Origin of the sequence: Yersinia artesiana (assembly GCF_902726545.1) — a bacterium.
GTDB lineage: Bacteria > Pseudomonadota > Gammaproteobacteria > Enterobacterales > Enterobacteriaceae > Yersinia > Yersinia artesiana.
On record NZ_CACVAD010000019.1, the window covers coordinates 1 to 26,259 of the forward strand.

Consider the following 26,259-nt stretch of genomic DNA (forward strand, 5'->3'; position numbering starts at 1 on the left):
TACATGTATAATATAATTATCTTTAGTGGTTGTGGCCTAATGCGATTCTCATTACAAAAAACCGTTACCGACGTCATGAGGAAAGATATATTTTCGACCAACACTATCAATGTTTTTGTGTGCTCAGAATTTGAGAATTTTATCGACTTATTAATTCAAGAAAATGAAGTTATATGTATTTTTGATGTTGATGGCATCAGCATCAAAAATCAGGAAAAGGTCTTTTCTTTAATTCGCGCGCGCTTTGGAGAATCCTCTTTAATGATATTGTGGAAAGGTTCTGAACTGAAGTTTTATCATGATTTCTTGCAGTCAAATACCGCATTCCTATTAAGTAAAACCGCAACACCCAGTGAGATTGACCACGAATTTTATCAATTAGTTAGGATGAAAAATAAAGTAAAAGAGGGTAAAGCCAACATCAGAGTTGGAAATAAAACTTCAACCCACCGTGGTTTAACGCATCGCCAACAACAAGTATTAAAATTTATTATGCTCGGCATGAATAATAAAGATATTGCCGAACATCTGGGTATTAGCGATAAAACGGTCAGCGCACACAGAAAAAGCATTTACGATAAATATAACGTGAAAAATGCAATCAGTCTTTATTATAAAGTTAATGAGTCAATGCTACATTAATACACTTACTGACTGGCGGGGTGGTCAGCGCCCTGACGATAAGACACAGTTATCTGAAATAATTTGGTTTATTGAATTTAAAGATAAAATGGCCTGAGGTAAAACAGATGGAAATCAAAACAACTGCGTTGCGATAGCATGACCAGATGAATCACGCGTTGGATATGTGAGTAAAACTTATAGCGATATTTCATCTCCCATTGATTTTCACCTTTCTTATTGTGGAAATTGGGATTAGTGGAACTAATCGATAACTTGGCAATATTATCTAATTCATTTTTTGGAAATTCAAGTCTGTTTTGTACAGCAAAAAACCAAAATAAACTGCATTTTTATCTCTTAATTCCAATTGGAATATGGCGATTAATTAACGAACCAACCAACACAAAACTGTTAAATTAAGATATCAATGATGCTGCCTTCCCTGGCAGCAACAATGAAATGTATCTTTAAATATTCAGGCTATCAGCGAGTGACCTGTTCCAGATAATCCATCACATCCTGTACCCGATACCATGTCATCCAGGTTTTATCGTCCAACGGTTGTTCTGTATATTTTTCCACTGCTGACACCAACTCCAGCATCTCCAGAGAATCGAGATGAAGATCGACAATCAGACGCGATTGCATATCCCAATTTTGGTTTGCGCCAGAGTAGGCGCGAATCTGGGTTAGTTCTGACTTAAGCCAGCACTGATGAGGGTTTTCTGTTGTCATCACTTGGCCTCTGACGGATTAATGAGTGAACCACTTTTGGTCAATTTATCTGTGCGATATTGATCTTTCTCAGTGATAGAGCGAGTCTGCGCACCTTCTTGAGTCAGTACCACATTAGCACCCTTATTATTGATCCAGGATTGTGTTGGCGCGGTGCTATTTTTCCCAAAACCAACGAATTGATTACCCTGAGCATTGACCGAAGAGGAACTTTTTTGCTGTGCGTCTCCCAGCTGGTAACGTCTTTTCCCTGCGAGATCATTAACCTGTCCACCAGAAGTCGTTATCACATCAGCACTCGTGTGTAGCTGGGATTGTACCGACCCATTTGTACCAAATGCGGTCCCCTGAGCATTAAGTTGCTTCTCAACGACGACCTGAGCGGGGATTGCACGATAAGTCTCATCTGTTGGTTGCAATGTTCCGTCGGAGTTCACTTGAAGATCTAGTGTAGAAATAAAGTTAGGGGTTTTCCCTGGGATGAGTAAATCCGCTTTATAACTCACTTGCGCCGCATCCTGGCTGGCCTGCTCAGTCTTACCTGCATCACGTAATGCTGTTGGCGCAGAACTTTGTGGCCTCATTCCTTGAAATGCAGTCCCAAATTGATTGACTGCATTGGGTTGTTTGGCCGCAACATTCTCCTGCGCATAACGTTGTTTTTCAGCGAGTTCGAAAACCTGTCCACCAGAAGTCGTTATCACATCAGCACTCGTGTGTAGCCTGGAGGGCGCTGACCCATCCGTACCCAATAAAGTCCCCTGAGCATTAAGAGATTTCCCCGTTACCAGCTTAGCCGGAGGCATCTGTTTAGTCTCATCCGCTGTTTCTGATATATCTTCTGAGTTCAAAGTATTATCCGACACAGGGATTTCTTTTGCTGCGGATAAATCCGGTGTATTGCTCACTGGCGGCGCATCTTGCTGAATCTTACCCGCACCGCGTAATGGTGCTGGCGCTGGGTTCTGCTGCCCAAATCCAACAAATTGATTACCAAAACTATTTAGCGAAGTAGACTTTTTTTGCTCCACGCCATCCTGCGCATAACTCTGTTTTTGGCTAAGATCACGAACCAGCCCATCGTTGGTCAGTGTCACCTTAGAACCCTTGTCTAACCAGGAGGGTACCGGCCCTTTGGTGCCAAATAAAGTCCCGGAAGAATTAAGAGATTTATGGGGCGCGGAAGTGTTAACCGAAGCAGCAGGCTTAAGATTATCTGTTGCGGGCCGCGCTGGCGTGCTATCAACGTCGTCGAATGGTTGAGTAGAGGAATCCACCCCAGTAGCTGTTGTTTTAGAAGCTGTCGCGTTCTGCGGTTGGTTTTTCTCAGGTTTGGTTGTCGCCTCCATAGCTGACAGATTTATGGTTGCAGTCGAAATAAAATTTTGGGTAAATGACGGCGAACCATAATAATTATTATTAGTAGTAATATTAGTAATATGATTAATAACAGGATCAGGCTTAGCCGCGTTATTGCCATTAGCCGGAGAGGGTTGCGCTACATCATGGTCGGTTGAAATGCCATCAGCCAGTGATGCCAGTGATGCTGCCGCTGCAATATCGGGCATCAACCCAGCTATTATTTGCGTTTTATGCTCCAATGCTGCGAGTAGTGAATACATTACCATCACTTTGTCGCCTTTATTGGTATATTGAGCAAATTGCGCCTTCAACGTATCAATCGTATTATTGTTGGTGGTGTTTTGCCCATCATAGAGATATTCGACGACTTCCTCGGGATTCTTCCTTAATCCTTCCAGAGTACCAGGCGACAGCTTGCCCTCCAGCTTGCAAATAATATCTGAATAGACATTTTTCTTCAGATAATCAGAACAAAACTTAGCTAAGTTGTCTGGTTTAGTGTTTTTCCCAGATAACCCCAGCTTTTCCGAAAGAGCAGAAGTCAATGTCTTTAACGCCTGATATGCAGCATCCTTTTTTGCAGTAGCTCCCGGCTGTTGGGACAACTTATCCATCGCTTTATAGAAATCTGTTGCTTTGCCTATTAGGGCCTTATCTTGCATATCCGCAGGAACAGCATTAAATAATGCCAGCGCCACTTTAGTACCCTGCTCTATGGTTGAGTTTTTCAAATCACGGTTGCAGCCATGATTCATCACTTGGGTTAACTTCTCCAAATTACCAATTTTGGCCCCATGTTCTTGCAAACTTGTGAAAAAGACCTCCAAATGTTTGGCCTTATTCACCTCACCCAATGGGTGTCCATTGGCAGAATTGGGGTCGAAACGGAGGATTCCACTATTAACGTCTCCTTCGGTGAAGGAAACCGGACGGGATTGTGAGTTACCAAATGAAACCCCTGAGAGGTTTTCCGCCAAAGAGTTTTCATTGCGGGAAGACGCTCTACCAGAATCAGCCCGTGAGGAAGTTGGACTTACAGCAGTGCGTATTGAAGGCTGCGACGCAATCATAAATAATCTACCTTATATAAACAGCTTATAAATTTTGTAATACAACAGTGCGCACCGGTTGCAAAAAAATATCCAGCACTCTGCGGTATACCGTGCTCTAAATATTTTCAGACGATCATATTATTACTGGTCTGCGTCACGCTGCCTGAATAAGTAGCAGGCCATAAACCCTGCTATTCTTTTTTTATTGCATATAACCTTGGTTATATTGATGCAAATCTTTCGTCATTTGCACCAGTAACTGGATAAAGGTTTCAAAGGTACTATTATCCTGACGAAATCTCTCCAGCAATTGCGACACACTGCTATTGACAGTATTTTTCTGGCTATCAATAGAGGCTTGCAAGCTCTGAAATGCTTGCGCATTGGTATTCCCACCCTGCCAAGATGTCTCACTATTAGCTACACTTCTATAGATATTTCTAATAGGGTCTAAATTAGGTTTAATATTAATAATGTTGTGCTCTTTATCCGTCTTAAGATCCTTCTCATGAGAATACGTTACAATAAAACCATCACCCAGCTTATTTTGCCAGAAATTTTTCGTACTCTCATCACCCTCAAAAGTATAAATAGATAATGTGGTACTATTATCAGGAGACCAGTTTTTATAAGCAGTTTTATAGTCACTACCTGTAGTATAGCTTGTATATTTTCCAAATTTTTTATCCAATGATTCTAAGAAATCCTTGGGTTTGAAATTTATTTTTCCATCACTACCGGCTGAGATAAAGTCACTTATTTGCCCCAATGCAGTATTAACATCTTTCATATACTCCGCGGCTTTCTGGTTAATATCAGCGTAAGTTTTTTGATAATTATTATGTATATTATCAATCATATCTTCCAAGGCCTTAATATGGCCTGGCGTCCCTTGATCATTATTTTTGCTGCTTAGTCCTTTTGCCTCGGCAAGTTCCATTTCTGCGGCAAACTTTTTAAACTTGGCTTGGTAGTCGTCGCTACTGATTTTTTCCATGCGGATGTTCTCCCGCGCCTGCGCTTCCATCTCTGTCGGTAACTGAGGAGACGGATGAGAGACCGGAGACGCAGAGGGTTTAAACGCTTTAGGATTGCTGTCTATCACCTGTTGTGCTTGTGTATAAGGATCGTTCTGAGGTTGATTCAGGGCAGAGAGATCCATCTCTTTCACTGACACCCCCAGAGGGCTAGTTTCAGGGGCAATAGCCCCTGAGTTATTCATAGCAACCCAAGGTTCCGGACTATGTTGAACGAATGAAATAGCTGTTGACATATTGATTCCTCTTTAACCCCGCATAACAACATTTCGGTTGGTATTTGCGGTATCGCTAATTAATCCGCTCAAAATCCCAAGAATCTCTTTCATATCCTGCAATAACTTATCAATCTGTTTGTCTTTATCATTAGCTACACCACGGGCTGCATCTGACGCGGAACTCTCCATCATTTTATCCGCTTCTGCCCGTTTGACTTCCTGCGTATTAGAAGCACTGGCCATCTGCCCCAGGTTATCTGACATACGCGTGCCCTGGTCAGTGATACCTTTTGCAGTATGGAGATCAGCATTTTTCTTATCGTATTGCTGTCGATGTAAATCGCCAGCGCTCTCTGCTTCATTCACCCTTTGCTGCTGCTGCTGCTTAAATCGCGCCTGTTCGGCTTTGCTCGGTGTCGTGGCTTGTGTCAAGGTTTTCCCATCCGCGCCAGTGTGGCTGACGGTACCCTTGGCTGGCGCACCAGTTTGATGCATATCAAGTTTGAGTTTGTTCGCATCTGCATGGTGCTGATTAGCAGGCTTAAGATGCTTATTTATAACCTGATGTTGCTTAACGGTGATCCCCGTTTGCACGGCAGAGCCTGCCAGGGTAACCCCAAAGCTGGTGCAAAAACCGATGACGGCACTACGGTAGATCTCTTTACCTTCACGGATAGTTGAATCCGCTGCCATCTGGGTCATCTCAGCATTCAGCGTGTTGAACATGGTATGAATATTACGCTCAGCGATATTCAGTTCCGCCATCACCTGACGCAGCATGCTCAGTAAAAAGGTCATCATGTCACTGGACTGGATACCGATAAATTTGAGTTGCTTTGCCGAGTCCTGAGATTCAATTTTGCTACTTCCGCCCTCCTGCCCAGTGCCGATTTTTTTGACTTCTTCCTGCAAGAAATCGGCCAGCATCGCCTGAGCAAACACCGCCAGCTGACGCTGTTGCTCAGGATCTGCTACCAGTGCATCAAATCGAATACTGTCACTCGCATTCATCTCGATTTTAGCTTTTTCTTGTTGCAGCACTGTCGTCAGTACTTGTTGCTGCCGCGAGGGTGCGAAAGAATTATCTGAACGGGTCGCTTTGACATCTGTTAGCAGTTCACCAATCTGTGCCGACATTTGGTCAGGATTTATCGCCATAGTAGGAAGCGACAACTGCGGCTTGCCACCAACACTGCCAAATTCTTTGTCTGCCATCTCAACATCGTGGAGGGCCAGCTTGCTGGTGGTATTTTGCTCTGGCCCTTGTAACTGCGGCAGCAGTTCCTGGTTAGAGTCAATTTTGCTGCTAAAATGATTAGGGGTTGCTGTGCTAATTTGCATATTCATTAATAGTTTCTCCTAAAATTAAACAAAACTGCTGCTTTTCATCATATTGGCTTTCGCCGCGCCGGACTCATTCAATGCCGTCATCATGCCCTCAAACATCTCATTGAGCTGGTCATGGCTTTTAGACATTGACTTAATTAGCGCCTTTAATAATTCATCAAGCGCCTGGATAAAAGCAGTGTTCAGCATCATGCCCGCCAGCATCTCTTTCATCTCGCGGATAAAAGAATTGGCATGTAAATTCAGCCCGCCACTGACCGCCGCATTGGTCACTCCAAGCACTATATTTGTACTGTTAAGGCCTATTTCCATTTTGCGCGCGGTCACATCGCTGACTTTAAGCGCCTTGCCGGCTTTGCCAGCCATATTAGTCAATGGCTTACTAAGGTTAGCTACCTTGCTCCCCATTTTTCCTGCGGCACTAATGAAATTACGGGGCAATGCTTTCACCGCGCTTTTCATCAAGCCAGCCACTTGTTTGCCGACATTTTTTGCGACATTGGCGACTGTTTGCCCCATATTTTTGACAAATGAAGACATCGACAATAGAGAAACCGCGAGGAAAACAACGGCTGCCAACACCATTCCTACAATGCCGCCGATCTCTTTAGCCTTTTCTTCCGGTACACCAAAGGTAATCAGCATATTGGTAATCCCTTTGGAGATTTCCGTGGACAGCATCTGCATCAGGCTGCTTTGGCCTGTCTCCTCCAGAATGATATCGGCCACCGTCATAGCAATACCAATCGCTGCGACAGCCAGCATCAGTGGCCCGGCGGTACCAAAGGAAGCAATAGTTGCCACGACAGACACTGCGAGCATGATGTAGCCAAAAATTTTACTGGCACAAGAGGCTGCTTTATTCCCTTCCTCTGCTTTGGCCTGAGCCTTTTCCGCTTCTTTTGCTTTTAGCTCTGAATCTTTACGCGTAGCTTCATTGATGGTTGCCATCACATGCTGCTGCTGACGCATATTTTTAATCGAATCGTCGTTCATCGCCTTCTTCAACTGCGCAGTCAACAGTGTCAGAAGCGCCAGCGTATTCTCCCACCGCTCACCTTCAACCTCTGGCGGCCGGGTAGCATTTTCAATAAAGTTATTGAGTTCTACTCGATAGTTGTTTGCCTTTTGCGTGACAACTTCCGACTGCATCAATGACTGCTCATAGGAATCTTGAAGCTGCGCAGTATCCGATTCGGCTTGGGTTAGCTTGGTTTCCAGTTCCGTAAGGGCATTGGACACCTGCGTGACTGTTGTTTGTAATGTGCGTTGTCCACTGCTTAGTAAGGTTATCTCAGCCGTTAGAGACTCAAACTTCGCCTGCTGGGCCGGGGTTTTCGGCGGTGTGGGAAGGCCCTTCAGTTCTGACGTTGCCTGAGTCAATTCCTGCTGAATTTTGCTTAATTTATCTTCAGCGCTAACAAGCTGTGTTTTCACGCCTTGCTGCTGCTCTTTCAGTCCCTTGACCGTCTCTTTGCTTTGTTGCCAAGCCTGATTGTTTTCTGCAGCCTTATTGGTGGCGGTTTGTAACTCATTGACCCCGTTTTCCAAGGCCAACAACAGCTTTTCTCCCTGTACGCGCAAGGCGGAGGATTCGGCGTTAATCATTTGCAGACGACCGCGCAACTCGGCCAGATTGCCACTGTTTAATATCTGGCACAGTGTTGCTATTGAGCCTATCAGCGCTGATGCAGCATTAAAGCCAGCAGTATTACTGGTCGCCGCTGAGCTAGCCCCTGCCGCACCCGCAGCACCCGCAGCGGCGGAGGCACCGGCCACTTCTTCTGTGGGTTGCTGATGAGCTGAAGCCACAGCTTTGGCCTGCGCCAATGTCATTTTAGGTGCTGCCAGTCGTGGCGCCCCCTCTTTGGCAGAACGCCGCTCCTGCTCCGTTGAAGCCAGCTCCCGGCAAGCATCCTCCAGTGCCAGAAGATTTTTGGTACTATCATCACGTATCGCATTAATATTCACACCTTGCGTAAAGGTACGAATATTATTAATTCGATCACTGCTAATGTTAACCTTGGTTATATCCGCCATATGATATATTGACCTTATTCAATTAGAATTATTCTTCTGCTGGTTCATCTTCTGTCAGATTTTTCTTTAATGCGATTAAATACACGGAGGATTTTTGTTTCAACTCCGCATCATTACTCTTATTAAAGGTACTTTCAAAACAATGCAACGCAGCGCTACTTTTTTTCAGCATTAAATTACACTGTCCGGCATGGAATAATGGGCGGTAATCATCTTTTGCTAAAACAAAAGCCAGAGAATAGAGTTCAGCCGATTTTTCATAACGTTTGGTTAGCTGATAAACTGCCGCCAACCCCATAACATAATCAGTATTATAAAAATCATAAATACTGAGAAAACGGAAAAACGTTTCGGCCTCACTCAATTTACCTTGTTGATAAAACTCATAAGCGTAAGCATAAAGTCCATCCATCGTACTTTGTGGAATACCATGAATATCTTTATAACTGGCACCATCCATTAATGCCTGGCAAAGTTCATCAAAAACAACATCCATATCTTCAGTCTGATTTTGTTCTGCATCATGTTTCTGGTTCATATACTTTTTCCTAATTAATAATATGAGAATTATGATGCAGTGCTGATGTATGCATCATATGTAGTTGGAACAATTAGTTCTTATAAAAAACGATTCAAGCTAGTTTTGCTGGCTATCGTCAATCTCTTGGGTTGACTGATTCATGGCAGCATTGGCCTCCAGTTGCGCCAGTGCAGCATCGACATCAATGCCCATACTTTCCAGCTCCACACGTATCAGCCAGTGAATGATGTGCATCACATCATCCAACCCTTGTTCATCAATAAAGCTGTCTTTACGATAATTGCGCCATATCTGCCGCGCTAAAGGAATATCCCTTATTACCGGCACCCCCTGGCTTTCAGCATAGGCAATAATGGCTTTTGCCTGTGTGCCCTTAGTTTTCATCATAATATACGGTAGTGGTGCTATTTCCGTATTGTAATAAATCGCCATCGCGATATGTGTTGGGTTTGCCATAATAAAGTTTGAGTCACGAACATCCGCTTTAACTTCTTCTGACAATAACTCCTGATGCAACCCTCTACGAGCACTTTTAATATGTGGGTCGCCATCATTATCTTTGTGTTCTTTTTTCACCTCCTGTTTTTCCATTTTCAAATCTTTCATAAACAGGAAAAATTCAGTTAGAGTGTCAATTAACAAAATTATCAATGCCACTGCCAAAAATACGATAATAAAAGTAATACACAAGTGCCCCCACTGACCGATCATTCCATTAATTGTCGTGCGGTAGAGCATAAATATCTCTTGCCGCCAGAGAATAAAGAACAGCGCCGCAGAAGCACCAAATACCAATAAATATAGAAACGCTTTCACCAACTCTTTTAATGAGCGAAGTGAAAATATTTTTTTAAATCCAGAAATCGGATTTAAATTAGAAAAATCAATTTTTATCGCTTCAGTCGCTAAACGAAAACGGCTCTGTAGCAACGAAATAATGGCACCGGGTAAAAAGCAGGCCAATAGAACCGGGACAACCGCCATTAAAAACAAGCTATACAACTTATCCAGTAATGCATCGACACCCATCGCTGAGGGTGAGAGCAAAATCCTTTGCATTAAACTGCCCAGGCCCATCAAACTGGAAAAACCTGACACCGCAAAAGCCCCGGCAACCAAGACCACTGCAGCAACCATATCCTTACTTTTAAAACTTTGCCCTTTCTTCGCCGAGTCACGAATCTTTTTGTCTGTGGGCTTCTCTGTTTTTTCAGCCATGAGATCTCTCCGCTCTTATTACTGCGCTACACCAAATATGTCGCGCAACGGGCTCAGGGAGATCATATTAACCAGCATGGACGGCACCTCATTCTGGAAATAGAGCAGGAAGACCATAAATGCAACCGCAGATTTAATCGTTAATGATAATGAAAAGGCATTGAGCTGCGGGCAAAAACGGGAATATAACCCCAGCGCTACCTCAGTAATAAACAATGTCACCAGAATAGGAGCAGCCAATATAATGCCCTGCACCACCAACTGATTAAGCCAACGCCCCAATGGCAGACTGTCAAAATGAGTGAATCCGCCCGCAAACGGCAACAGCCGGTAACTCTCGGCAAGAGTCTGTGCCAATTGGTGCATCCCCCCCTGCGTCAGAAAAATCATCACCACAATATGGCTGACCAACACCGACATCTCTGACGATTCCACACCATTGGCAGGATCGATGGTATCGCTGATGGTCGCCCCGCGCTGGTTATCGATCAATTCACCGATAATATTCGCAATCAGAAACGGCAAACTCAGAATAAATGCCAGCACCAGGCCGATCGCCAGTTCATATAGAATGATTTCGCCAAGGTTGATTTCTTCCCAGTTAAATTCTCGCGCCGAAAAAAAAGGCCACATCCCCAGAGCCAGAAAGATGGCAACACAGTTTTTAATCATGCCGCTATTAAGTAACTTGCTGCTGAGAAACGGCAGAAAAAAGAATAACGGCGCAATTCGTACCCAAGCCAACGCCAGCTTCATCAGCCCCATCTGAAATGCAGAATAGAGCGACACATAAAAAGCCAGCATATCCTGATTCATCACCCCACTCCTGCTGGCGATAATGCGATAGCCAACATTTCAGTGGCGTAATTCATTATTTTGTCCGACAACCAACCAGAGATCATAAAAAGCGTGCCAAATACTGCGAGTAGTTTGATGCCAAAGGGCAATGTCTGCTCTTGCAACTGGGTCACGGTCTGAATCAAGCCAACGAGCAGACCAACCGCCGTGGCAACCATCACTGGGATCGCCGACAATATGACAATAAGCAACATGGCTTTATTACTGGCGTAAATAATTTGTTCCATAATTTTGTTACCTGGCTAATGCTGCGCCAGCTCCATGTATTGCATAATCAACCCCTTGGAAATCAGCGTCCAACCGTCGATTGCCACGAACAAGATCAGTTTTACCGGAACAGAAATAGTCACCGGACTCATCATCATCATCCCCAATGCGAGCAAAATGCTGGAGATAATCAGATCTATCACCACAAAGGGCAGATAGATGTAAAAACCAATTTCAAACGCCGATTTAATTTCACTTAATGCATAAGCGGGCAGTAGAGAAAATAGCGTAGGTTCGCGTGTATCAGCCTCGGCCGTCGCCTCCTCTTCACTACGCCCTTGTTGCAACGACTCGAAGAAGTTGAGCAATTCCGGGTCGGAGTATTTCTTGAGGTAGGATTTGTAACTGCCAAGTCCCCCTTCAACAAAGTTATCTACCGAATCAACATTGCTAAAATCCACCTTTTCGGTGCGCATATATTGATTAACATCCTGAATCACCGGCATCATCACAAACAGTGACAACAATAGTGCGATCCCGTTAAGCGTCAGGCTGGAGGGCACCTGTTGCACCCCCATGGCGTTGCGCACCATGATCAGCACGATTGATATTTTCAGGTAACAAGTTCCCGCCGCGATGACAAAGGGCAGTAACGTCGAAAATGCGACAATCGCCAGTAAGGGGATATCCCCCGGTATCGTTGGCATAACTTATGACCCCAGGTTGCCCTGGCTCGCCAACTTTGTGACCTCCAGACCCAGTTCTTCACCATCGCCGATATAAATAAGCTCCCCTTCTGCCACCAATTGTTTATTAGCGTAAACTTTTACTTCCCGGTCTTTATCTGAGCCAAGCGAGTACACCGCTCCTGGCTGGATATGCGCCAATTCTTCGAACGGAATTTCGCTGTGGCCCAGAACAAAAGTTAGCTTCACGGTCAGCTTGGCGACATCAAAGCGGCCAGGTAAACTCTCTGGCAGCACTTCATCCAATGTGAGTTCCATCTCTTGCTCTTGCGCTTCCTGCTCATTATCAATATTTTCTTCTATCACGAACTCGCCCTCTTGCTGTTTCTGAAAGCGGGCCACCGGGCGGCCCGTTACGTTTAAGCACAATTGCAACTGCTGAATACAGAGCACATCACGCAACGCCAATGATTGTAATAATCCGGCGCTGATGTGGCTGTATCCCAACACCCAGTCAACTTGCTGAGTCACATGTTTCCATGTCTGTTGCCCTGCGGGCTGGCTCTCAAGCTGATGGAAAGGTGAGGCTAGCAGCACCGCGCCCAACACCGGCTCTTCCACGGTTAGCCAAGGCTGGTTGACTTCTTCTCCGTCGACAATCTCAAGGCTTTCCACACCAAACGCGCCGCTAAAAAAGGTGCGATTGTGGTTTTCTTGAGTAAAAATTTCGCGCAGATTTTGGTTATCCAGTACCTGCCAGGCGCAACTGTTCAATTCGGGCCAGCAAAAACGACACCAACTTTCAACTGACACCAGCGCCGAAATTTTTTCAGTGACACTGCTCAGCTCCAGCCGGAAATAACGCTCGCCTGCGCGTGGCGTGATGGCGTTTCTATTCGGTTGATAGCGCTGCTGCCAGCGCGTAACCTGAATATGGCGCGTACTGAGTCGACGGATATTGAGCATAATTATTCTTCATCCTCCTGCTCTGATTGTTGCTGCTCACGACGTTGTTCATCTTGACGTTCATCGCGGAAATGCAGCGGATTCTCTGATTCCAATAAATGGTGGTTATTCTGCAAAGCCTGTTGAACTTCCACACTGTCAGTCATGGCAGTCAGTTCGCCAGCTTGAGACAATTCAAACTTCACCATCGGGCTGTTATTCCACTGAGTAAAGGTGTAACTCAAGGTACGACGCCCTGCTGTCACGTCACTTTCGGCCTTCTCCGGCACTGCGGTCATTACTGCTTGAGGCGTGGTTTTCACCTCTTCAGGCTGAGTAACCGTAGGTGCCTGTGTCGCCAATGGCTGTGCGGCCAACTGTTGGCTGGTCAGCACCGGCGTTCGATCATTGCTTAACGAACTGTCCTTTTTTTCCGTTAGCGGCAAAGAAGGTGTTAATTCAGACTCAGGCTCAGATGAAACCACTATCGGCTGTTCAACTGCTGAACGAGACATGTCTGGCATATCCTGCGAAACCGAGGAGTAAGACTTCTCTTCGTTATGTTCCGTCCTGATAGCACCAAGGGAAGCGACGGATACCATCGGCTTCTCTGGGTTATCTTTGGTTGTTGCAACCAAACGAGGCTGCGGCTGTTCAGCGTTACTCGCCGCAAAGACATTCGGCTGAGTCAATACTTCCGTCGTTACGACGTTACCCGGCTTGCCCGCAATCGGCTTAGCCTGCAGTTGCTCTGTTGACTTATGTTCCTGTACTGAAGTCTCCGGTTTTTGTACCGATACCCGCCCAGGCTGTTGTGCAATATTCGGCAACGCTATCTGTTTACTTAATAGCAAGCTGTTTAGCGCCATCATTGGAGCTGAACCGGAGGGAGATAATTGCTCCTCGGCCTGTTTTTTGCGCTGCTTTGCCCGAGCCAACAACTCCGCCATTTTCTTTTGCACTTCCTGCTGAACTGATTTCACTGCTTGCCCATTATCACTGCGCAATTTTTCTGGCCGAGATACGGCGGCAGGTTCATCTGTTCGAATATCAGTTGAAGCGCTATGAGTTACCTGTTTTATCGCCACCATATGTGGATAGTTCCTCAATTTCGTATTGCTGTTGAAGTTCTCTATTTAAACGTCTTCTGCTACTTTCGCGCTTTAGATAAGTTCGGAATTTCTCACACCGAGCGTCGGTTTCCCGTAACTGGCGCTGCATCTGCTTTTGCTTCTTCTCAAGTGCTACCTGTTCCGACTGGATATTTTCCAGGTCATATAACTGACGAGCAATTTCCGCCAATAAAGCGGCCTTATGGCGTTGGCGTTCAAAAAAGGCCTCGCGGGTCAACTCAGCAGCCTGGTCATACAGGCTACTTTGAGCTTCCATAACCTGTATCCGGGTGCGGATATCATGCTGCTGCTGTTGCAGCGCCTGTAACGAACGCCGCAACAACTGCTGCTGTTGTTTGACTCGCTCCAGCCGCCGTTCCGTTAGGCTCAGCAGATTCTTGACCATCAGCTCGCCAACTCACTGAGCTGATTGAGTGTGGCGGAGAACTCACCGGATTCTTCCATTGCTTGTTGCAGGAAACCCTCGATAACGTCTCTGTTATCCAACGCATGATCGTTGTCGGTATTTTCACCGCGCTGGTACTCACCGAGATCGAGATAGAGCTGAATTTGCGCCAGTCGTCCGAGCATATCGCGGGTTTTTGCTGCATCCTGACGATGCTGGGCGGTAGTGACTTTGGAAAACACACGGCTGATGCTGTGCAGAATATCAATCGCTGGGTAGTGACCGCGCCCGGCGAGTTTTGCACTAAGGTAGATGTGACCGTCGATTATCGAGCGAATCTCATCGCCAATTGGATCCGATTCTTCTTCGCTCTCCAACAGCACGGTATAAAAAGCCGTAATAGAACCATGCTGCAATGCACCGGGACGTTCCAATAACAGTGGCAACTGCTCGAAAACCGATGCCGGATAACCACGCCGGGCGGGAAGTTCCCCCGCAGCCAATGCCACATCGCGCAGGGCGCGGGCATAACGCGTCATGGAATCGACAAACAGCAGCACATCTTTGCCCTGATCACGAAAATACTCCGCCATTGCCGTTGCCAGTAAGGCAGCATTGCAGCGCTCAACTGCCGGGCTGTCTGAAGTGGCATACACCAGAATGGTTTGCGCAGCACGCGGGGAGGCCTGTAATTCATGAATGAACTCGGTCACCTCGCGGCCTCGCTCACCAATGAGCGCAATGACACAAATATCCGCCACCGCATGGTTCATAATCATGCTCATTAGAGAGGTTTTGCCGCTACCTGCTGCGGCAAAAATCCCCATCCGCTGGCCCTGCCCACAGGTGAGCAGGCCGTCAATCGCCCTGACCCCGGTCACCAACGGTGTGGTAACCGGACGGCGCAAATTAACACTAACTGGCGGGCTATCAACCCGACACTGCGTGGTGAATAGCGGCTCTGACGATGCTGCTGTATTGTTGAGCACGCCCACTTCTTCTCCGGCAGCGTTGTAAATTTTACCCGCCAAATGTTCGCCCATCTCAAAGACAAAAGGCTGGCCTGTGGGGCGGATCACCACTTCACGCGTCAGCCCCTGTGCTCGCCCAATCAAACTCAGAATGGTTTGCCCTTCCCTAAACCCCACCACCTGAGCTTTAGCGATCACTTCCGGCTGACACAAATCACGTTCAATAAGACAGATTTCGCCAATAAAGACCCCATGTAACGGGGCCTCGAGCAGACAGCCATGTATACGTGACGGGTGCGCACAACTATCAAAGAGATTCATAAATCAGCCAGCTAACATAGTGGTTAATCGATGACTGCGCTCATAAAACTCATTCAGGCTGTCAGCAAATAACTCGGCATCATTCATCGCTTCTTCACGCATCACCGCAGAAAGCACCAGGCTGTTATCCATAAAACTTAATGCAGGTTGCCCGACCTGGAAATTACGCGGGGTATATTCCAGTAGTTCGCTCAACAATGTTTGCCCCAGTGCTTCAAGATGCCCCATTTGGCATTCAGACAAATTGCTCCACAAAATAATATCATCGGTTAATAGATCAACATTAATAGGTGGAGCCTCATTCAGTTCCAACTGAATAGTCGAATGACAGTCAAGCTGCGAGTTAATTAAATCTTGGCGCCCTTCGGTGGATAAAAAAGAATTCAATGCCTCAACAAAACGATATTTCATGGTAGATCTCCTTATACGGTTTTAATTACATTCACTTTCACTGTCTCAGAGATCTCATTAAATGAGAGCACCTCCAGTTCAGGAAAACGACTTTCAAGAATTTTTTTCACAAAACGACGAATATCCACAGGCACCAGCACATTCATATCTCGAATGGAGAGATAACTGTTTTCCACTGCCTGGGCAAAAGCCTGAATAATGTCATCGGTTTTTTCCGGGGCAAGACTTAGGAAGCCACCACCAGAAGCCTGACGAATCCCCTGACGAATCATGTCTTCAAATTGATCGTTAATCATCAGAACATTCAAACGGCCATCGGTCGCAAAACGGGATGAGATATAACGAGCCATGGCGCCACGCACATATTCCACCAACATCATGCTGTCTTTCTCTTTTGGTACCCACTGCACCAAGGTTTCCAAAATCAGTTTCATATTACGGATGGAAATTTTTTCCATCAGCAGACGCTGAAATACTTCGGTAATCTTTTGTACTGTCGCGTGGCGATAGCACTCTTTTAATAACTCAGGATATTTCCTTTCCAGATCGTCGAGCAGGTTTTTAGTTTCCTGAATCCCGAAGAACTCATTAATATGATGTAGTAATAAAGTACCGATACAATCGATGATTTCACTGATATCATCGCGCGCCATTAGCCCCAGTTGTTTAATCTCATTAGCATGTTTACTGGCAACCCAGGTACTAACGGCACCATGTTCATCACTAAAGCGGGTCAATTCCAGTCCCAGATATTCCAGTTCGTCGTTAACAGACAGAAGACGTAAACCACCAAAGCAAATATTATAATCACCGGCACGAACTTCATTAATCAGCACAATAATTTTGTCTTTTGGCACCACTGGCGAATAGTTAATGGCAATATCAGGAATGCGGTAACCATAGCGCACAAAAATATCTTTCTTGATGCGCGAGAGAAAACTGTTTTCTTCCAGCAATGACTTATGTGTCTGGCTCACCGAAATAATAATCGGCAGTGTTTCTGGCACATATTCATCATCCGAAACCTGACTTTCCCGTCGAGTTTCACCTTCCGCTACATCAGAACTGACTTCAGTTTCACTTTGATCGTCACCAGAGAGGCGTTTTTTCTCTTTGCGCTTCTGAAGCTTGCGATACCACAGTAGCGCGACCATTAACCCGGATAAGAACAGGAAAATGAACGTTGGAAATCCTGGTAGGAAACCGATACTAAAAACAATAAGAGCGGTGATTAAAATGGTGAAATCTTTGGCAAATAGCTCAGAGACAATATTTTCACCGAGGTTTTTATCATTACCGCCCACGCGAGTCACAATAAAGCCCGCACTGATGGAAATAAGCAGTGCTGGAATTTGCGCTACCAAACCATCACCAATGGTCAGTAGGGTGAAAGTATTCAGTGCGGTAGGCATATCCATGCCCAATTGCGCCATCCCAACGGAAATACCACCAATCAGGTTGACAAAAATAATGATGATCCCGGCAATAGCATCGCCTTTGATAAATTTCATCGCACCATCAAAAGAGCCGTACAGCTGGCTCTCATTTTCCATATCACTGCGTTTTTCTTTTACTGTTGCCTCATCAATCACCCCGGCACGCAGATCAGCATCAATGCTCATCTGTTTACCTGGCATCGCATCAAGTGAAAAACGCGCCGCAACTTCGGCAATACGTTCAGAGCCTTTGGTAATAACAATAAACTGCACGATGGTTACGATGGCAAATACCACCATACCGACCACTAAGTTGTCCTGAATAACAAATGCACCGAAGGTGGCAATAATGTCACCAGCATCCGCTTCCAGCAAAATAAGACGGCTGGTACTGATTGACAATGCCAGGCGGAATAAGGTCGTAATCAATAAAATTGATGGAAAAGACCGAAAATCCAGTGCACGGGTAATATAAAAAGATCCCATAAAAATCAGCACCGAAATCATAATATTCAGGCCAATTAACAGATCTACTAAAATCGTCGGTAACGGTATAATCAACATGGCAATGACCATCACCATGATGAGTAACACCAATAGTTCAGGACGATTGCGAATGTTTAATAATAATTCGCTAATTTTATTCATGGAATATTCTCTTCTTCGTCATGTAATACCCGTCGATCCATAGCAAACTCTTGCTTCATAAGATGGCTCATGCTTTCCCTCAAACCGTCAATAAGGTGCTCACGCTCTGCCAATGAGAGGAAAATAGTTGTCGGCAATATGGAAAAGGCAATAATTAAAATTTGCAAAAACCGCGCTCGCATATCCGTACTGAGTGAACTGAGTTGCTTCGCAAAAAAGGCAATTAAGTTGTCATTAAAATTATCTTGACCACGAATACCACTGATAAATAATTTGCTGAGCATTTTCTCACCGCTCAGACCCATAAAAGCAAAATCTGTCTGTGCAAAGCGCTGGCAAAATATGCAGTCCAAAGACTGCATCTCTCTTAATCGACTAATACGATTAAACAGAGCACCAAACTCGCTGACATTAATATTCCCCAGCGGTAATACTTGTAAATCACAGGCCAAGGCTCGTGCCAGGTAACAGATGATGCTTTCACGCTCCTGAGCCGCCATTTCGTCGACCCATTGCTCATAGAGATAAATCGCCGGACCGTCATAACTGAGAAACTCGCGATACAACATTCTCAAGTTGCCCGCCGACTGCTGCATTTTTTGTGCAAAGGCTTTGGCTACCAGAGCAATATTGATGCCCGCTTGCGCACTGCGATCGAGATCTTCCGCCTCTAACTGCTCGCGTAATGCTTCCAATTGTTCGAGCTGCTTGCGCTTTAACCGGCTGCGGTGAATCAATGCCGCTAACGCCATCAACAAATCGCTGGTATCGGTAAAGAATTGCAGCAAAAACGCACGTAACTGCTGCGGCGTCATAAACTTGGTGTTCAGCGCACTTTCAACCCGCAGAATTTTTTCATCTGCCTGTGTATCCAGAATACGCTCCGAAAAAAGCGTCCACTCTTCCTTGCTGTCGGTGGTTGGCCCGCGGCGGCGCACATGGCTGGCCGCCGACATAGACATCGAGGCATATTCGCTATTATTATCAATGACTCCCTGACCACGCGCTGCTTCGTCAGCATCATCACTGGCTTTGGCCGCTGAGCTACTTTTGTCACGCTGCCCCACTAAAAAGCGTGCGTTGCCCCCTACCGGACCTATTGCCACGGCTGGCTCGCATACTTTTTCAGGAACTCAACGGTGCCGCGCAACTTGCTATCATGTTGGGTCAAACGCTCACTATCAGAGAACTGACGACCATCCCAGGCTTCATTTTCATCCAGTAAACGAGGCTGAATCAAAAAGATACGGATCATTTTCTGCTGGTTGTGCGAACGGTACTTAAACAAATTACCCAGCAGTGGGATATCACTTAACAACGGAATTCGAGTTTCGCCTTCTTCAACCTGATCACGGGTATATCCACCAATCAGCAGGCTTTTATCGCGGCCGATACGGGCGACAGTATTGATATTGGTGCGGTTAACTTCCGGCAACCCGGCGATATCGGCAACTTTGCCCGAGTTGTCACGGTTCAACCCACCATCTTCAATATTGACTTCCATTTCGACACCGCTCCCCCCTGAGAGGCGCGGCAATACACTGATCATGGTGCCATAGGTCACCTGTTCCAGTGTCGCGACCCGATCCCCTTCCACCCGGGCATAAAAGCTGGTGTTGTTATCAAATAGCGCCGGAACATTCTCTTGCGTCAGGATGACCGGACGAGAAACGATGCGAGCGTTGCCGGTTTTACTGATAGCATCAATTTGTGCCAGAAACGTCTTACTATCGCTCAACGTACTGCGGTTAAAGGTAACTGAACCGCCAGCCACACCGATATTCCCCGCTTCCCAGCGCACCCCCAGATCGTCCACTTTGCTTTGCGTTACATCGATAATCCACAGTGATAGTTCCACCTGGCTACGGCTATTATCCAGGGTATGAACTAACTGACGGACATAACGAATTTGTTCCGCGCTACCTTTTACCACTAGACTATTGCTGTCGGGATAGGCGACTAATGAAAACGGGCTGCTGGTTTTAGCCGCTGTGGCCAGCTTGACTGCACTATTGCCACCATCAAGGGATGGCGGTACCGGAAAACCGGCCTCTACCTTTGGTTCGCCCTCTTTCGGCTGTATTTTCAGAGTGCTTTCCGCCGTACCATTGTTGTCTTTAAACAGCGCATTAAGTGCCGTTAACATCCCTGGAATGGTAATGTTCTGCCCGCGTTGGCTATAGGTACGATCGGTGACCGATGAGTGTTTTAACGGGATCACCGCCACTTCACCGCCACTGGCCAAATCTTCCTGCTTAACGCGCTCATCAAGATACGCAGCAGCGGCGCTGATCAATTCCACATACAGCGGCGGCCCTGAGACAAACAGTAAACGGTTATCGCCTTGGGTACGCACCGGAAAACGTTTATCGTAAATCCCGGTTTGCTGAATATAGTTAAGCACCTGTCCACTGCCAGCAGCCTGAGTGTGAACAATGACACTGCGCATTTCGCTGTTGTCATAAACATAGATCCCCACACCATCGTCATACCACACCAGCGCCATACGTCGGGACAGTGATTTAAACATCTCATCCGCATTCGCCAGATTAAAGTTCCCGGTCACACGCTTTTGTGCCGCCAACTTACTGAGAATAATCGGCTTCTCCAGTCGCTCAGCGACGGCATCAAACAGCTTGCCGACCATGACATTATTCGCGACAAAGGAGTCATTCACTTTTTCTTGCCCAACGGGCAAGGCGGTAACTACCTCAGCGTTGACATGGCTCATATTGCCCGCCAACAACAAGAGTGAAAAATAGATCACTCCTTTGTATTTAACTTTCATATAAAATAGACTCCAAACGTCTTATTTCTGAGGGTGTTAGCCCCAACTCTTTTTTGAGATCATTGGTAAAATGCGAGGCCGAGCAATATCCGGCATCGAGGCCCACATCCAGGATTGAACCTTCACTTTCTATAAGCTGTAATACGGCGGAGGCCATACGCACACTCATCATTTTCTTCTTGGCCGTCGCCTTAAAGCTCTCTCGATATAATTGCCTGAAGTAGGCAGCAGAGACGCCATAGCGCTGGCTTAAATAATTAATACTGACATTATCTTTCTGTTCCGAAGCTGATAATAAGAAGCTCATCATTCCGTAGGCTTCATATTTCCTTAATAGATCGCACCAAGTATTGAATTCCATTTGGTTACGCATTATTAAATCAATCACGGTGTTATTGACTGACATTGGGGTCGTACCATTAGTCGTATCGATGGCAATCACTTCTGACCACGGTTGTGCCGCGACAGATGATTTTTCTCCAGAATCCAAAAATGATTTACCCAATGCAGAATCAATCGTTGCGAGGATCTCGGTAAAACTGGCTAACGTGATACTGTGCAAAAACCAGTGAGTCTTATCTCCCTCAATCTCGTCGAGGTTATTGCAAATAAACAGTGAGGGCTGAGTAATTAAGACGCCGTTACCCGAATATACAGAGCGAAACGTCAATGTCAGCGCCTGCTCATCAGGTACAGCCAACACCAGGCTATCCTCCAGGGATAAACAATGGGCCGATGGTGTTACCGGCTTAATGTCATTATTTATTGCTGTCATCGTTCTTCGTCTCCAGCTCGTTATTTGAGTTGCAACACAATGAACGATGACGTCGATTTATTAAACGGAATCACTCGGAATAGCCATTACTCGCATTAGAAATCCCCCCAGTAAGAAATAGTCCGGTCAATTCCGCTGACAAAAAATTCGTACTCGGCTTTACTTAGCGCCAATTTGGTTCAACGAGAAAATATTATGGGAGACACAGACAACCGCGTCTTGATAATGAGGATTGCCAGTGGGCCTCTAAGCGGTAATGAATTAATGCTCAAAGCGGGCAACCACCGGATAGTTATTGGCCCTGAGCAAAGTTATGCAACAGAAACAGATAACGATGGTTTCACCACCTATTATGTACCTGGTGAGCAAGGCAATTATGAATTAGCCCTTGTCTGTGACGATGACGCAATTTCAGCGCCTGAAGCAGAGAACATGGGGCAGTGGTATCTCACCCTAAGTGGTGATTGCCCTGATATTAAACAGCCGGTGGTATTTCAGGAAGTGATGCTGGCCGAACAGTTTCCGGTAGTGATCAAAATGCTGAACACTCCGTGGAATAGTGAAGAGAGTTCGGCTCTTAACCTGCAAACAGCCGATGTGGAAAGTGCAGTCAGTGATGTCCGCCTCAGTTCATCAGTAGAGCGTAAGTTTAATCCGGTTTATGTGGCCGGAATTATGCTGGCCGTACTCGCTACTGTCATTGGTTGGAAGTTGGTTAACTACAACAGTGAAGCACGCCAGGTCAAGACACTGGAGACGTTGTTGCAGGGCAGCAGCTCACCGTTGACAGTCACCACCACTGGCAATGGTCAGAGCCTGGTGCTGGTCAGAACACAGCGTGATTTGGACTGGAGCACCCAGCGTTTACTGCGGGAACATTATCAAGAACCGGTGATATTGAAAAAAATCACCGAGCTGGAAGAAGAGATAGAAACTGAGCTGGGCAAGAAATTACCGGGTCTGTTGAAAGTGGATTTAACCCTTCCTTGTCAGCCGGTAATTCGCTGGTTGAAGGGCGATTATCCCGCACCCGATAATAAGCTGGTTAAGCAGACATTGACTGGTTTTCTCGGTTGCCCAGTAAAAAGTCAGTTAGAGAGTTACACCGCAACCGAATTGATGCACAAAGCGGAACAAGGTCTGACAGAAAGTAATGTGCCCTGGCGGATAAATAATAAAAGCGGAACCTCTGTTTTTATTATTAATGCCAGCCTTAACGATAAGCAGGCGCTGTCGGCAATAGATTTTTCCAAACATTTCACAAAGAGATATGGAGTCCGTCATATACAGTTCTCTATCTCTTTGAGTACGAATCATCTGGCAGGAAAGTCGCTCGTTAATAATCCGAACGGCTATGTTCTGCTGGATAATAACCACTGGTACTTTAATCCAGTGACATTTTAAAACCAACACTAAATAACGAGGATATATATTATGCCCGCAATTGAAGGGATTTTGTCTACCGGTAGCTGGGAAGCCAGTGCATATGAAATACCTGGTACCAATTCAAAATGGGGAATGGCATACCGGGTCGGTGGTTTAATGAATGGTACAATTAAGTCAATAGCTGACGAACTGAAAACAACTCTTGAGACTACTGCGGAACTGGATAACCCTCTGACATTGGCGAAAGTCGCTGCTCTTAATGGAAATTACAACGCTTCGCGCCAACTACAATCTAACCTAGGAAAATCGACTAGAGATACTGCTATGGCGATTATTCGTAACGTGTAATATTATTATTCCGTAATACCACTCACAGTGATATTACGGAATTATTAAGGATAGTTTATGTCAATGTTTATTAATATCTCTCCGGCTGTTCAGCCGATGGTAGAACAAAATATTCCGGCAATAGCGCCGAGTGGTTCGGTAGAAGATCGAGTTAGAAATATGTTTGCCAACTACAGCGTTAATGCCAGCCAGGAGAAAGCCGCTATTACCAATAAAGCAAACACTGTTGATGTAAGTAACCCCGATGAGTTATTACAATTACAACATCGGATAGGTAATTATAGTCTTAGCATCAATTTGATCAGTACGCTAACCCATAAGGGTGCCTCTGCCATCGACTCTGTCTTAAAAGCGCAGTAAATCATGAATAAGCTGACAAAACTTCTGCTGATAAGTACTTTCTGTCTGCTGTCTGGTTGTGATAATCAGGTGCTGCTCACCGAACTTAGCCAGCGCCAGAGCAATGAAGTTCTGGCTGTTCTACAGGAAAATGGCGTGGAAGGTACACGCAGGGAAAATGGCAAACTGGGTAATTCCATTAAGGTCGCGCGCAGTGATTTTGTTACCGCAGTGGATTTGCTACGTCTGTACAACCTGCCTTCTAAAGAGTCAGTGGAAATTATTCAGGCGTTCCCAGGAGATTCATTGGTGGCATCACCGCAGGCGGAACGCTCTCGTCTACTCTCCTTAATTGAACAACGGCTGGAACAATCGCTACTGACCATTCCTGGCGTAGTAAATGCCAGAGTCCATGTCAGTTATCCTTTAAATGGTAATAATCGAGTCAAAGAGCCACAGCAGGTTTCGAGCCTGGTAACTTATTCCGGCAATGAAGACCCTAAGCTGATGATGAGCAAAATTAAGTTATTTCTCACCAACAGTTTTGCCGAGGCCAGCTTTGACAATGTTTCGGTAGTGGTAGTTGAGCGCCCACCATTACAGCGTCAGGTCAAAAATGAGCCAGAGTTCCCAGTCCCACCGGTGTTATTGATTGGCATTGCTGCCGCTCTGATGACCGCTGCCGGTGCCATGTTATTACTTTGGCGTCGCAGGCAACAAAGCAGTAAGAAAGAAACACCGTCGGACAGCACGGAGCTGAAACCATGACAGCCCATCCCGGTAGGTTGAGTTTCGCTTGCCAGCATCAAATCTTGCTGGCACCGGGTGGTTACTTTCACGCGGAGCACAGCGGTATTGATTATCCCGCCCTACCTCAGGTGTTGCAGCAAGCCCATAATCAGCGCTTGCTGACGCAATATCAACTGCCGATGCCTGATCGAAATACGCTGCCGTTGCCCGATTTTATTGTTGAGCATTGGTCGCAATTACCCAAGGTTGCCTGGGCGCTGGGGGTGCTGTTGCACCCAGCGCCACTGCCGTGGTGGGTGGAAACATCTCAATATGCGCAGCTGCATCAACGCGTGAATGTTAATTTCCGCCAACCGCAGGAAATCCCCTTATCGCCGCAAACTTTGCTGGCGACAGGTGCGGCCCAATTACTGACAGGTCTGGCCCCCTTTGGTCGCGTCTATACCATCCGCGCCAGTTATATGTTCAGTGCCATAACCCGACAATTAATGGAAGCGCCAGTGAAAAATGCCCTTCCGTGGAATGTGATAGAAGGAGCCTGCCGCTATGTCACAACAATCTGAGCCGGATATCCGGCAAACCGCAGTTGAAAAGGTGCTGATTAAGCATCAAGCCATGAAAGCGAGCCGCTATCAAAAAATAGTGACAGCACAGGCCAGAAAACAGGCCACGGAATACTGTCAGCAGGCTCAACAAGAAGCAGAGGAAATACAGCGTATTGCTTACCAGCAAGGTTATCAGGATGGGCTGCAAAAACTGCTAGCCGACCTCTTACTTGGGTTGGAATCTAGCCAGCGCCAATATCAACAGGCAGTAGCGAGCAGTGAAGCCCGCTTGCAGACTCAGTTGGAGGAGATGTTTGGTGACCCACGGATGTATGAAATTATCAGTGAACACTTTATTCGGCAACATTCTGAATCCACACAAATTCAGATGCACCTGCCCCCTTCACTGTTGAAAAAGTTAAAACCTGCGCTGGCGAAAATTCAGCATATCAGTGTGGTTGGTGGCACGGAGGAGAGTATTGCGCTGGAGGTCAATAATGAAATCCTCCATTTCTCGCCACAGAGTGCGGCACAACGAACGTTGCCGCATATCTTCTCCCTGCCAGCGCGCTGCTCTATTTTGCAGTCCAAAAAGGCGTTGTATCAAAAATTTTCCGAACAATTCAGTCAATCAGGAGAAACACATGACAATTTCGATGATTCAATCTGCGCTGAAAATGACAGCAGCAATCACGGACACTAAATCAGTTCCTAACACTGTACAGCAGCGAGTGGCACAAGCATGGCAGGCCAGCCCAGGTGGAACCTCCCCCGCTACAGAGAAAAAGGAACCAGGGCTACAACTTTCAACCAAGGAGCAAGCGGCAATTGATGAATTTATCGAAAAGATGCGCACCACGGACATGCAAAATAAGGAAGAAAAGAAGGCGCTGTTCGGCATGCTCAATAGAAAGCTAATCAGTTTGTCGTCAACAGAACGTGAAAGATTCCTTATTGGACTGAACGAAACCATCAAGCAATCCGAAGTACCGGGAGATGAAACTTTACTGAAAGAAAAGTTTAATCCGACTTATGCGATGTATATTGGCAATGGCATGCTCTTAAACCAAATGAAAGAAGAAGTCTTCTCCAAAATGGGCAAAGCCCCTGATGAAGATGACGCAGAGTCAGACGAAATTTAAAAGTATATCCC

Annotated in this window: 27 protein-coding genes; 8 read left to right on the top strand and 19 right to left on the bottom strand. The window is 46.0% G+C overall.

Features of this window, described 5'->3' with window-relative positions:
* Positions 1–642 (top strand): helix-turn-helix transcriptional regulator (locus tag HU019_RS08045; protein WP_328824032.1); only part of this gene is annotated, 642 nt, incomplete at its 5' end.
* Between the two features lie 465 nt (positions 643–1,107).
* Here the strand turns inward: HU019_RS08045 and HU019_RS08050 are convergent.
* From HU019_RS08050 to HU019_RS08140, 19 genes are all read right to left on the bottom strand, one after another.
* Positions 1,108–1,359, bottom strand: coding sequence for an acyl carrier protein (locus HU019_RS08050; protein ID WP_174847848.1), 252 nt, complete (start codon positions 1,357–1,359; stop codon positions 1,108–1,110).
* Complete coding sequence (locus HU019_RS08055; protein WP_174847849.1) at positions 1,359–3,791, bottom strand: hypothetical protein; 2,433 nt, start codon at positions 3,789–3,791, stop codon at positions 1,359–1,361. The genes HU019_RS08050 and HU019_RS08055 overlap by 1 nt, the downstream gene beginning before the upstream one ends.
* Positions 3,792–3,975: 184 nt before the next feature.
* Entirely contained in the window at positions 3,976–5,046 is a 1,071-nt protein-coding gene (locus HU019_RS08060) for a hypothetical protein (RefSeq protein ID WP_174847850.1), read from the bottom strand.
* A gap of 12 nt (positions 5,047–5,058) precedes the next feature.
* Positions 5,059–6,375: an IpaC/SipC family type III secretion system effector gene (locus HU019_RS08065; RefSeq protein ID WP_174847851.1), complete on the bottom strand. Its 1,317-nt coding sequence runs from the start codon at positions 6,373–6,375 to the stop codon at positions 5,059–5,061.
* A gap of 18 nt (positions 6,376–6,393) precedes the next feature.
* Positions 6,394–8,415, bottom strand: coding sequence for a type III secretion system translocon subunit SctE (gene sctE, locus HU019_RS08070; protein WP_174847852.1), 2,022 nt, complete (start codon positions 8,413–8,415; stop codon positions 6,394–6,396).
* Positions 8,416–8,443: 28 nt separating this feature from the next.
* The gene (sicA, locus tag HU019_RS08075; protein ID WP_407083978.1) at positions 8,444–8,953 is read right to left on the bottom strand and encodes a type III secretion system translocator chaperone SicA; all 510 of its coding nucleotides are present in this window, start codon (positions 8,951–8,953) and stop codon (positions 8,444–8,446) included.
* Between the two features lie 99 nt (positions 8,954–9,052).
* Entirely contained in the window at positions 9,053–10,174 is a 1,122-nt protein-coding gene (locus tag HU019_RS08080; RefSeq protein WP_174847853.1) for an EscU/YscU/HrcU family type III secretion system export apparatus switch protein, read from the bottom strand.
* Positions 10,175–10,192: 18 nt separating this feature from the next.
* Positions 10,193–10,990 carry a type III secretion system export apparatus subunit SctT gene (gene sctT, locus HU019_RS08085; protein WP_174847854.1) on the bottom strand — a complete coding sequence of 266 codons (798 nt, stop codon included), beginning with the start codon at positions 10,988–10,990 and terminating at the stop codon, positions 10,193–10,195.
* Positions 10,990–11,259: a type III secretion system export apparatus subunit SctS gene (gene sctS / locus HU019_RS08090; RefSeq protein WP_174847855.1), complete on the bottom strand. Its 270-nt coding sequence runs from the start codon at positions 11,257–11,259 to the stop codon at positions 10,990–10,992. The genes sctT and sctS overlap by 1 nt, the downstream gene beginning before the upstream one ends.
* Positions 11,260–11,274: 15 nt before the next feature.
* Positions 11,275–11,937, bottom strand: a complete 663-nt coding sequence (locus HU019_RS08095) for an EscR/YscR/HrcR family type III secretion system export apparatus protein (protein WP_174847903.1) — start codon at positions 11,935–11,937, stop codon at positions 11,275–11,277.
* Between the two features lie 12 nt (positions 11,938–11,949).
* On the bottom strand, positions 11,950–12,891 hold the full coding sequence (locus tag HU019_RS08100; RefSeq protein ID WP_174847856.1) for a FliM/FliN family flagellar motor switch protein: 942 nt from the start codon (positions 12,889–12,891) through the stop codon (positions 11,950–11,952).
* Positions 12,892–12,893: 2 nt separating this feature from the next.
* Positions 12,894–13,961 (bottom strand): SpaN/EivJ family type III secretion system needle length determinant, encoded by a 1,068-nt coding sequence (locus HU019_RS08105; RefSeq protein WP_174847857.1) that lies wholly within the window; start codon positions 13,959–13,961, stop codon positions 12,894–12,896.
* Positions 13,933–14,388 carry a hypothetical protein gene (locus HU019_RS08110; RefSeq protein WP_174847858.1) on the bottom strand — a complete coding sequence of 152 codons (456 nt, stop codon included), beginning with the start codon at positions 14,386–14,388 and terminating at the stop codon, positions 13,933–13,935. The genes HU019_RS08105 and HU019_RS08110 overlap by 29 nt, the downstream gene beginning before the upstream one ends.
* Positions 14,388–15,680, bottom strand: a complete 1,293-nt coding sequence (gene sctN, locus HU019_RS08115) for a type III secretion system ATPase SctN (RefSeq protein ID WP_174847859.1) — start codon at positions 15,678–15,680, stop codon at positions 14,388–14,390. The genes HU019_RS08110 and sctN overlap by 1 nt, the downstream gene beginning before the upstream one ends.
* Before the next feature lie 3 nt (positions 15,681–15,683).
* Positions 15,684–16,091, bottom strand: coding sequence for an InvB/SpaK family type III secretion system chaperone (locus HU019_RS08120; RefSeq protein WP_174847860.1), 408 nt, complete (start codon positions 16,089–16,091; stop codon positions 15,684–15,686).
* Between the two features lie 11 nt (positions 16,092–16,102).
* Positions 16,103–18,175, bottom strand: a complete 2,073-nt coding sequence (locus HU019_RS08125) for an EscV/YscV/HrcV family type III secretion system export apparatus protein (protein ID WP_174847861.1) — start codon at positions 18,173–18,175, stop codon at positions 16,103–16,105.
* Positions 18,172–19,281, bottom strand: a complete 1,110-nt coding sequence (gene sctW, locus HU019_RS08130; RefSeq protein WP_174847862.1) for a type III secretion system gatekeeper subunit SctW — start codon at positions 19,279–19,281, stop codon at positions 18,172–18,174. The genes HU019_RS08125 and sctW overlap by 4 nt, the downstream gene beginning before the upstream one ends.
* Positions 19,272–20,963, bottom strand: a complete 1,692-nt coding sequence (gene sctC, locus HU019_RS08135) for a type III secretion system outer membrane ring subunit SctC (protein WP_174847863.1) — start codon at positions 20,961–20,963, stop codon at positions 19,272–19,274. Before sctC ends, sctW begins: the two co-directional genes overlap by 10 nt.
* Positions 20,953–21,738, bottom strand: a complete 786-nt coding sequence (locus HU019_RS08140; protein WP_174847864.1) for a helix-turn-helix domain-containing protein — start codon at positions 21,736–21,738, stop codon at positions 20,953–20,955. The genes sctC and HU019_RS08140 overlap by 11 nt, the downstream gene beginning before the upstream one ends.
* 195 nt (positions 21,739–21,933) lie before the next feature.
* Here HU019_RS08140 and HU019_RS08145 point away from each other — a divergent pair, with 195 nt between their 5' ends.
* From HU019_RS08145 to HU019_RS08175, 7 genes are read left to right on the top strand one after another with little or no spacing between them, the layout of a single operon-like run.
* The gene (locus HU019_RS08145; RefSeq protein WP_227739363.1) at positions 21,934–23,142 is read left to right on the top strand and encodes a PrgH/EprH family type III secretion apparatus protein; all 1,209 of its coding nucleotides are present in this window, start codon (positions 21,934–21,936) and stop codon (positions 23,140–23,142) included.
* Between the two features lie 30 nt (positions 23,143–23,172).
* Positions 23,173–23,472: a type III secretion apparatus needle protein gene (locus HU019_RS08150; protein WP_174847865.1), complete on the top strand. Its 300-nt coding sequence runs from the start codon at positions 23,173–23,175 to the stop codon at positions 23,470–23,472.
* Between the two features lie 57 nt (positions 23,473–23,529).
* Positions 23,530–23,832: a type III secretion system inner rod subunit SctI gene (sctI, locus tag HU019_RS08155; RefSeq protein WP_227739361.1), complete on the top strand. Its 303-nt coding sequence runs from the start codon at positions 23,530–23,532 to the stop codon at positions 23,830–23,832.
* 3 nt (positions 23,833–23,835) lie between these two features.
* Positions 23,836–24,579, top strand: a complete 744-nt coding sequence (sctJ, locus tag HU019_RS08160) for a type III secretion system inner membrane ring lipoprotein SctJ (RefSeq protein ID WP_174847866.1) — start codon at positions 23,836–23,838, stop codon at positions 24,577–24,579.
* Complete coding sequence (locus HU019_RS08165) at positions 24,576–25,124, top strand: hypothetical protein (protein WP_174847867.1); 549 nt, start codon at positions 24,576–24,578, stop codon at positions 25,122–25,124. Before sctJ ends, HU019_RS08165 begins: the two co-directional genes overlap by 4 nt.
* Entirely contained in the window at positions 25,108–25,809 is a 702-nt protein-coding gene (locus HU019_RS08170) for an HrpE/YscL family type III secretion apparatus protein (RefSeq protein WP_174847868.1), read from the top strand. The genes HU019_RS08165 and HU019_RS08170 overlap by 17 nt, the downstream gene beginning before the upstream one ends.
* Positions 25,751–26,248, top strand: a complete 498-nt coding sequence (locus HU019_RS08175; protein ID WP_227739359.1) for a hypothetical protein — start codon at positions 25,751–25,753, stop codon at positions 26,246–26,248. Before HU019_RS08170 ends, HU019_RS08175 begins: the two co-directional genes overlap by 59 nt.
* The last annotated feature ends 11 nt before the right edge of the window (positions 26,249–26,259 follow it).

Coding starts and splice junctions, on each gene's coding strand:
- HU019_RS08100 (WP_174847856.1), bottom strand. CDS start 12,891: ATGCTCAATATCCGTCGACTCAGTACGCGCCATATTCAGGTTACGCGC.
- HU019_RS08105 (WP_174847857.1), bottom strand. CDS start 13,961: ATGGTGGCGATAAAACAGGTAACTCATAGCGCTTCAACTGATATTCGA.
- HU019_RS08060 (WP_174847850.1), bottom strand. CDS start 5,046: ATGTCAACAGCTATTTCATTCGTTCAACATAGTCCGGAACCTTGGGTT.
- HU019_RS08110 (WP_174847858.1), bottom strand. CDS start 14,388: ATGGTCAAGAATCTGCTGAGCCTAACGGAACGGCGGCTGGAGCGAGTC.
- HU019_RS08080 (WP_174847853.1), bottom strand. CDS start 10,174: ATGGCTGAAAAAACAGAGAAGCCCACAGACAAAAAGATTCGTGACTCG.
- HU019_RS08050 (WP_174847848.1), bottom strand. CDS start 1,359: ATGACAACAGAAAACCCTCATCAGTGCTGGCTTAAGTCAGAACTAACC.
- HU019_RS08170 (WP_174847868.1), top strand. CDS start 25,108: ATGTCACAACAATCTGAGCCGGATATCCGGCAAACCGCAGTTGAAAAG.
- sctC (WP_174847863.1), bottom strand. CDS start 20,963: ATGAAAGTTAAATACAAAGGAGTGATCTATTTTTCACTCTTGTTGTTG.
- sctI (WP_227739361.1), top strand. CDS start 23,530: ATGTCAATGTTTATTAATATCTCTCCGGCTGTTCAGCCGATGGTAGAA.
- HU019_RS08120 (WP_174847860.1), bottom strand. CDS start 16,091: ATGAAATATCGTTTTGTTGAGGCATTGAATTCTTTTTTATCCACCGAA.
- sctN (WP_174847859.1), bottom strand. CDS start 15,680: ATGAATCTCTTTGATAGTTGTGCGCACCCGTCACGTATACATGGCTGT.
- sctJ (WP_174847866.1), top strand. CDS start 23,836: ATGAATAAGCTGACAAAACTTCTGCTGATAAGTACTTTCTGTCTGCTG.
- HU019_RS08150 (WP_174847865.1), top strand. CDS start 23,173: ATGCCCGCAATTGAAGGGATTTTGTCTACCGGTAGCTGGGAAGCCAGT.
- HU019_RS08140 (WP_174847864.1), bottom strand. CDS start 21,738: ATGACAGCAATAAATAATGACATTAAGCCGGTAACACCATCGGCCCAT.
- sctT (WP_174847854.1), bottom strand. CDS start 10,990: ATGAATCAGGATATGCTGGCTTTTTATGTGTCGCTCTATTCTGCATTT.
- HU019_RS08065 (WP_174847851.1), bottom strand. CDS start 6,375: ATGAATATGCAAATTAGCACAGCAACCCCTAATCATTTTAGCAGCAAA.
- HU019_RS08125 (WP_174847861.1), bottom strand. CDS start 18,175: ATGAATAAAATTAGCGAATTATTATTAAACATTCGCAATCGTCCTGAA.
- HU019_RS08175 (WP_227739359.1), top strand. CDS start 25,751: ATGACAATTTCGATGATTCAATCTGCGCTGAAAATGACAGCAGCAATC.
- sicA (WP_407083978.1), bottom strand. CDS start 8,953: ATGAACCAGAAACATGATGCAGAACAAAATCAGACTGAAGATATGGAT.
- sctE (WP_174847852.1), bottom strand. CDS start 8,415: ATGGCGGATATAACCAAGGTTAACATTAGCAGTGATCGAATTAATAAT.
- HU019_RS08055 (WP_174847849.1), bottom strand. CDS start 3,791: ATGATTGCGTCGCAGCCTTCAATACGCACTGCTGTAAGTCCAACTTCC.
- sctS (WP_174847855.1), bottom strand. CDS start 11,259: ATGGAACAAATTATTTACGCCAGTAATAAAGCCATGTTGCTTATTGTC.
- HU019_RS08145 (WP_227739363.1), top strand. CDS start 21,934: ATGGGAGACACAGACAACCGCGTCTTGATAATGAGGATTGCCAGTGGG.
- HU019_RS08165 (WP_174847867.1), top strand. CDS start 24,576: ATGACAGCCCATCCCGGTAGGTTGAGTTTCGCTTGCCAGCATCAAATC.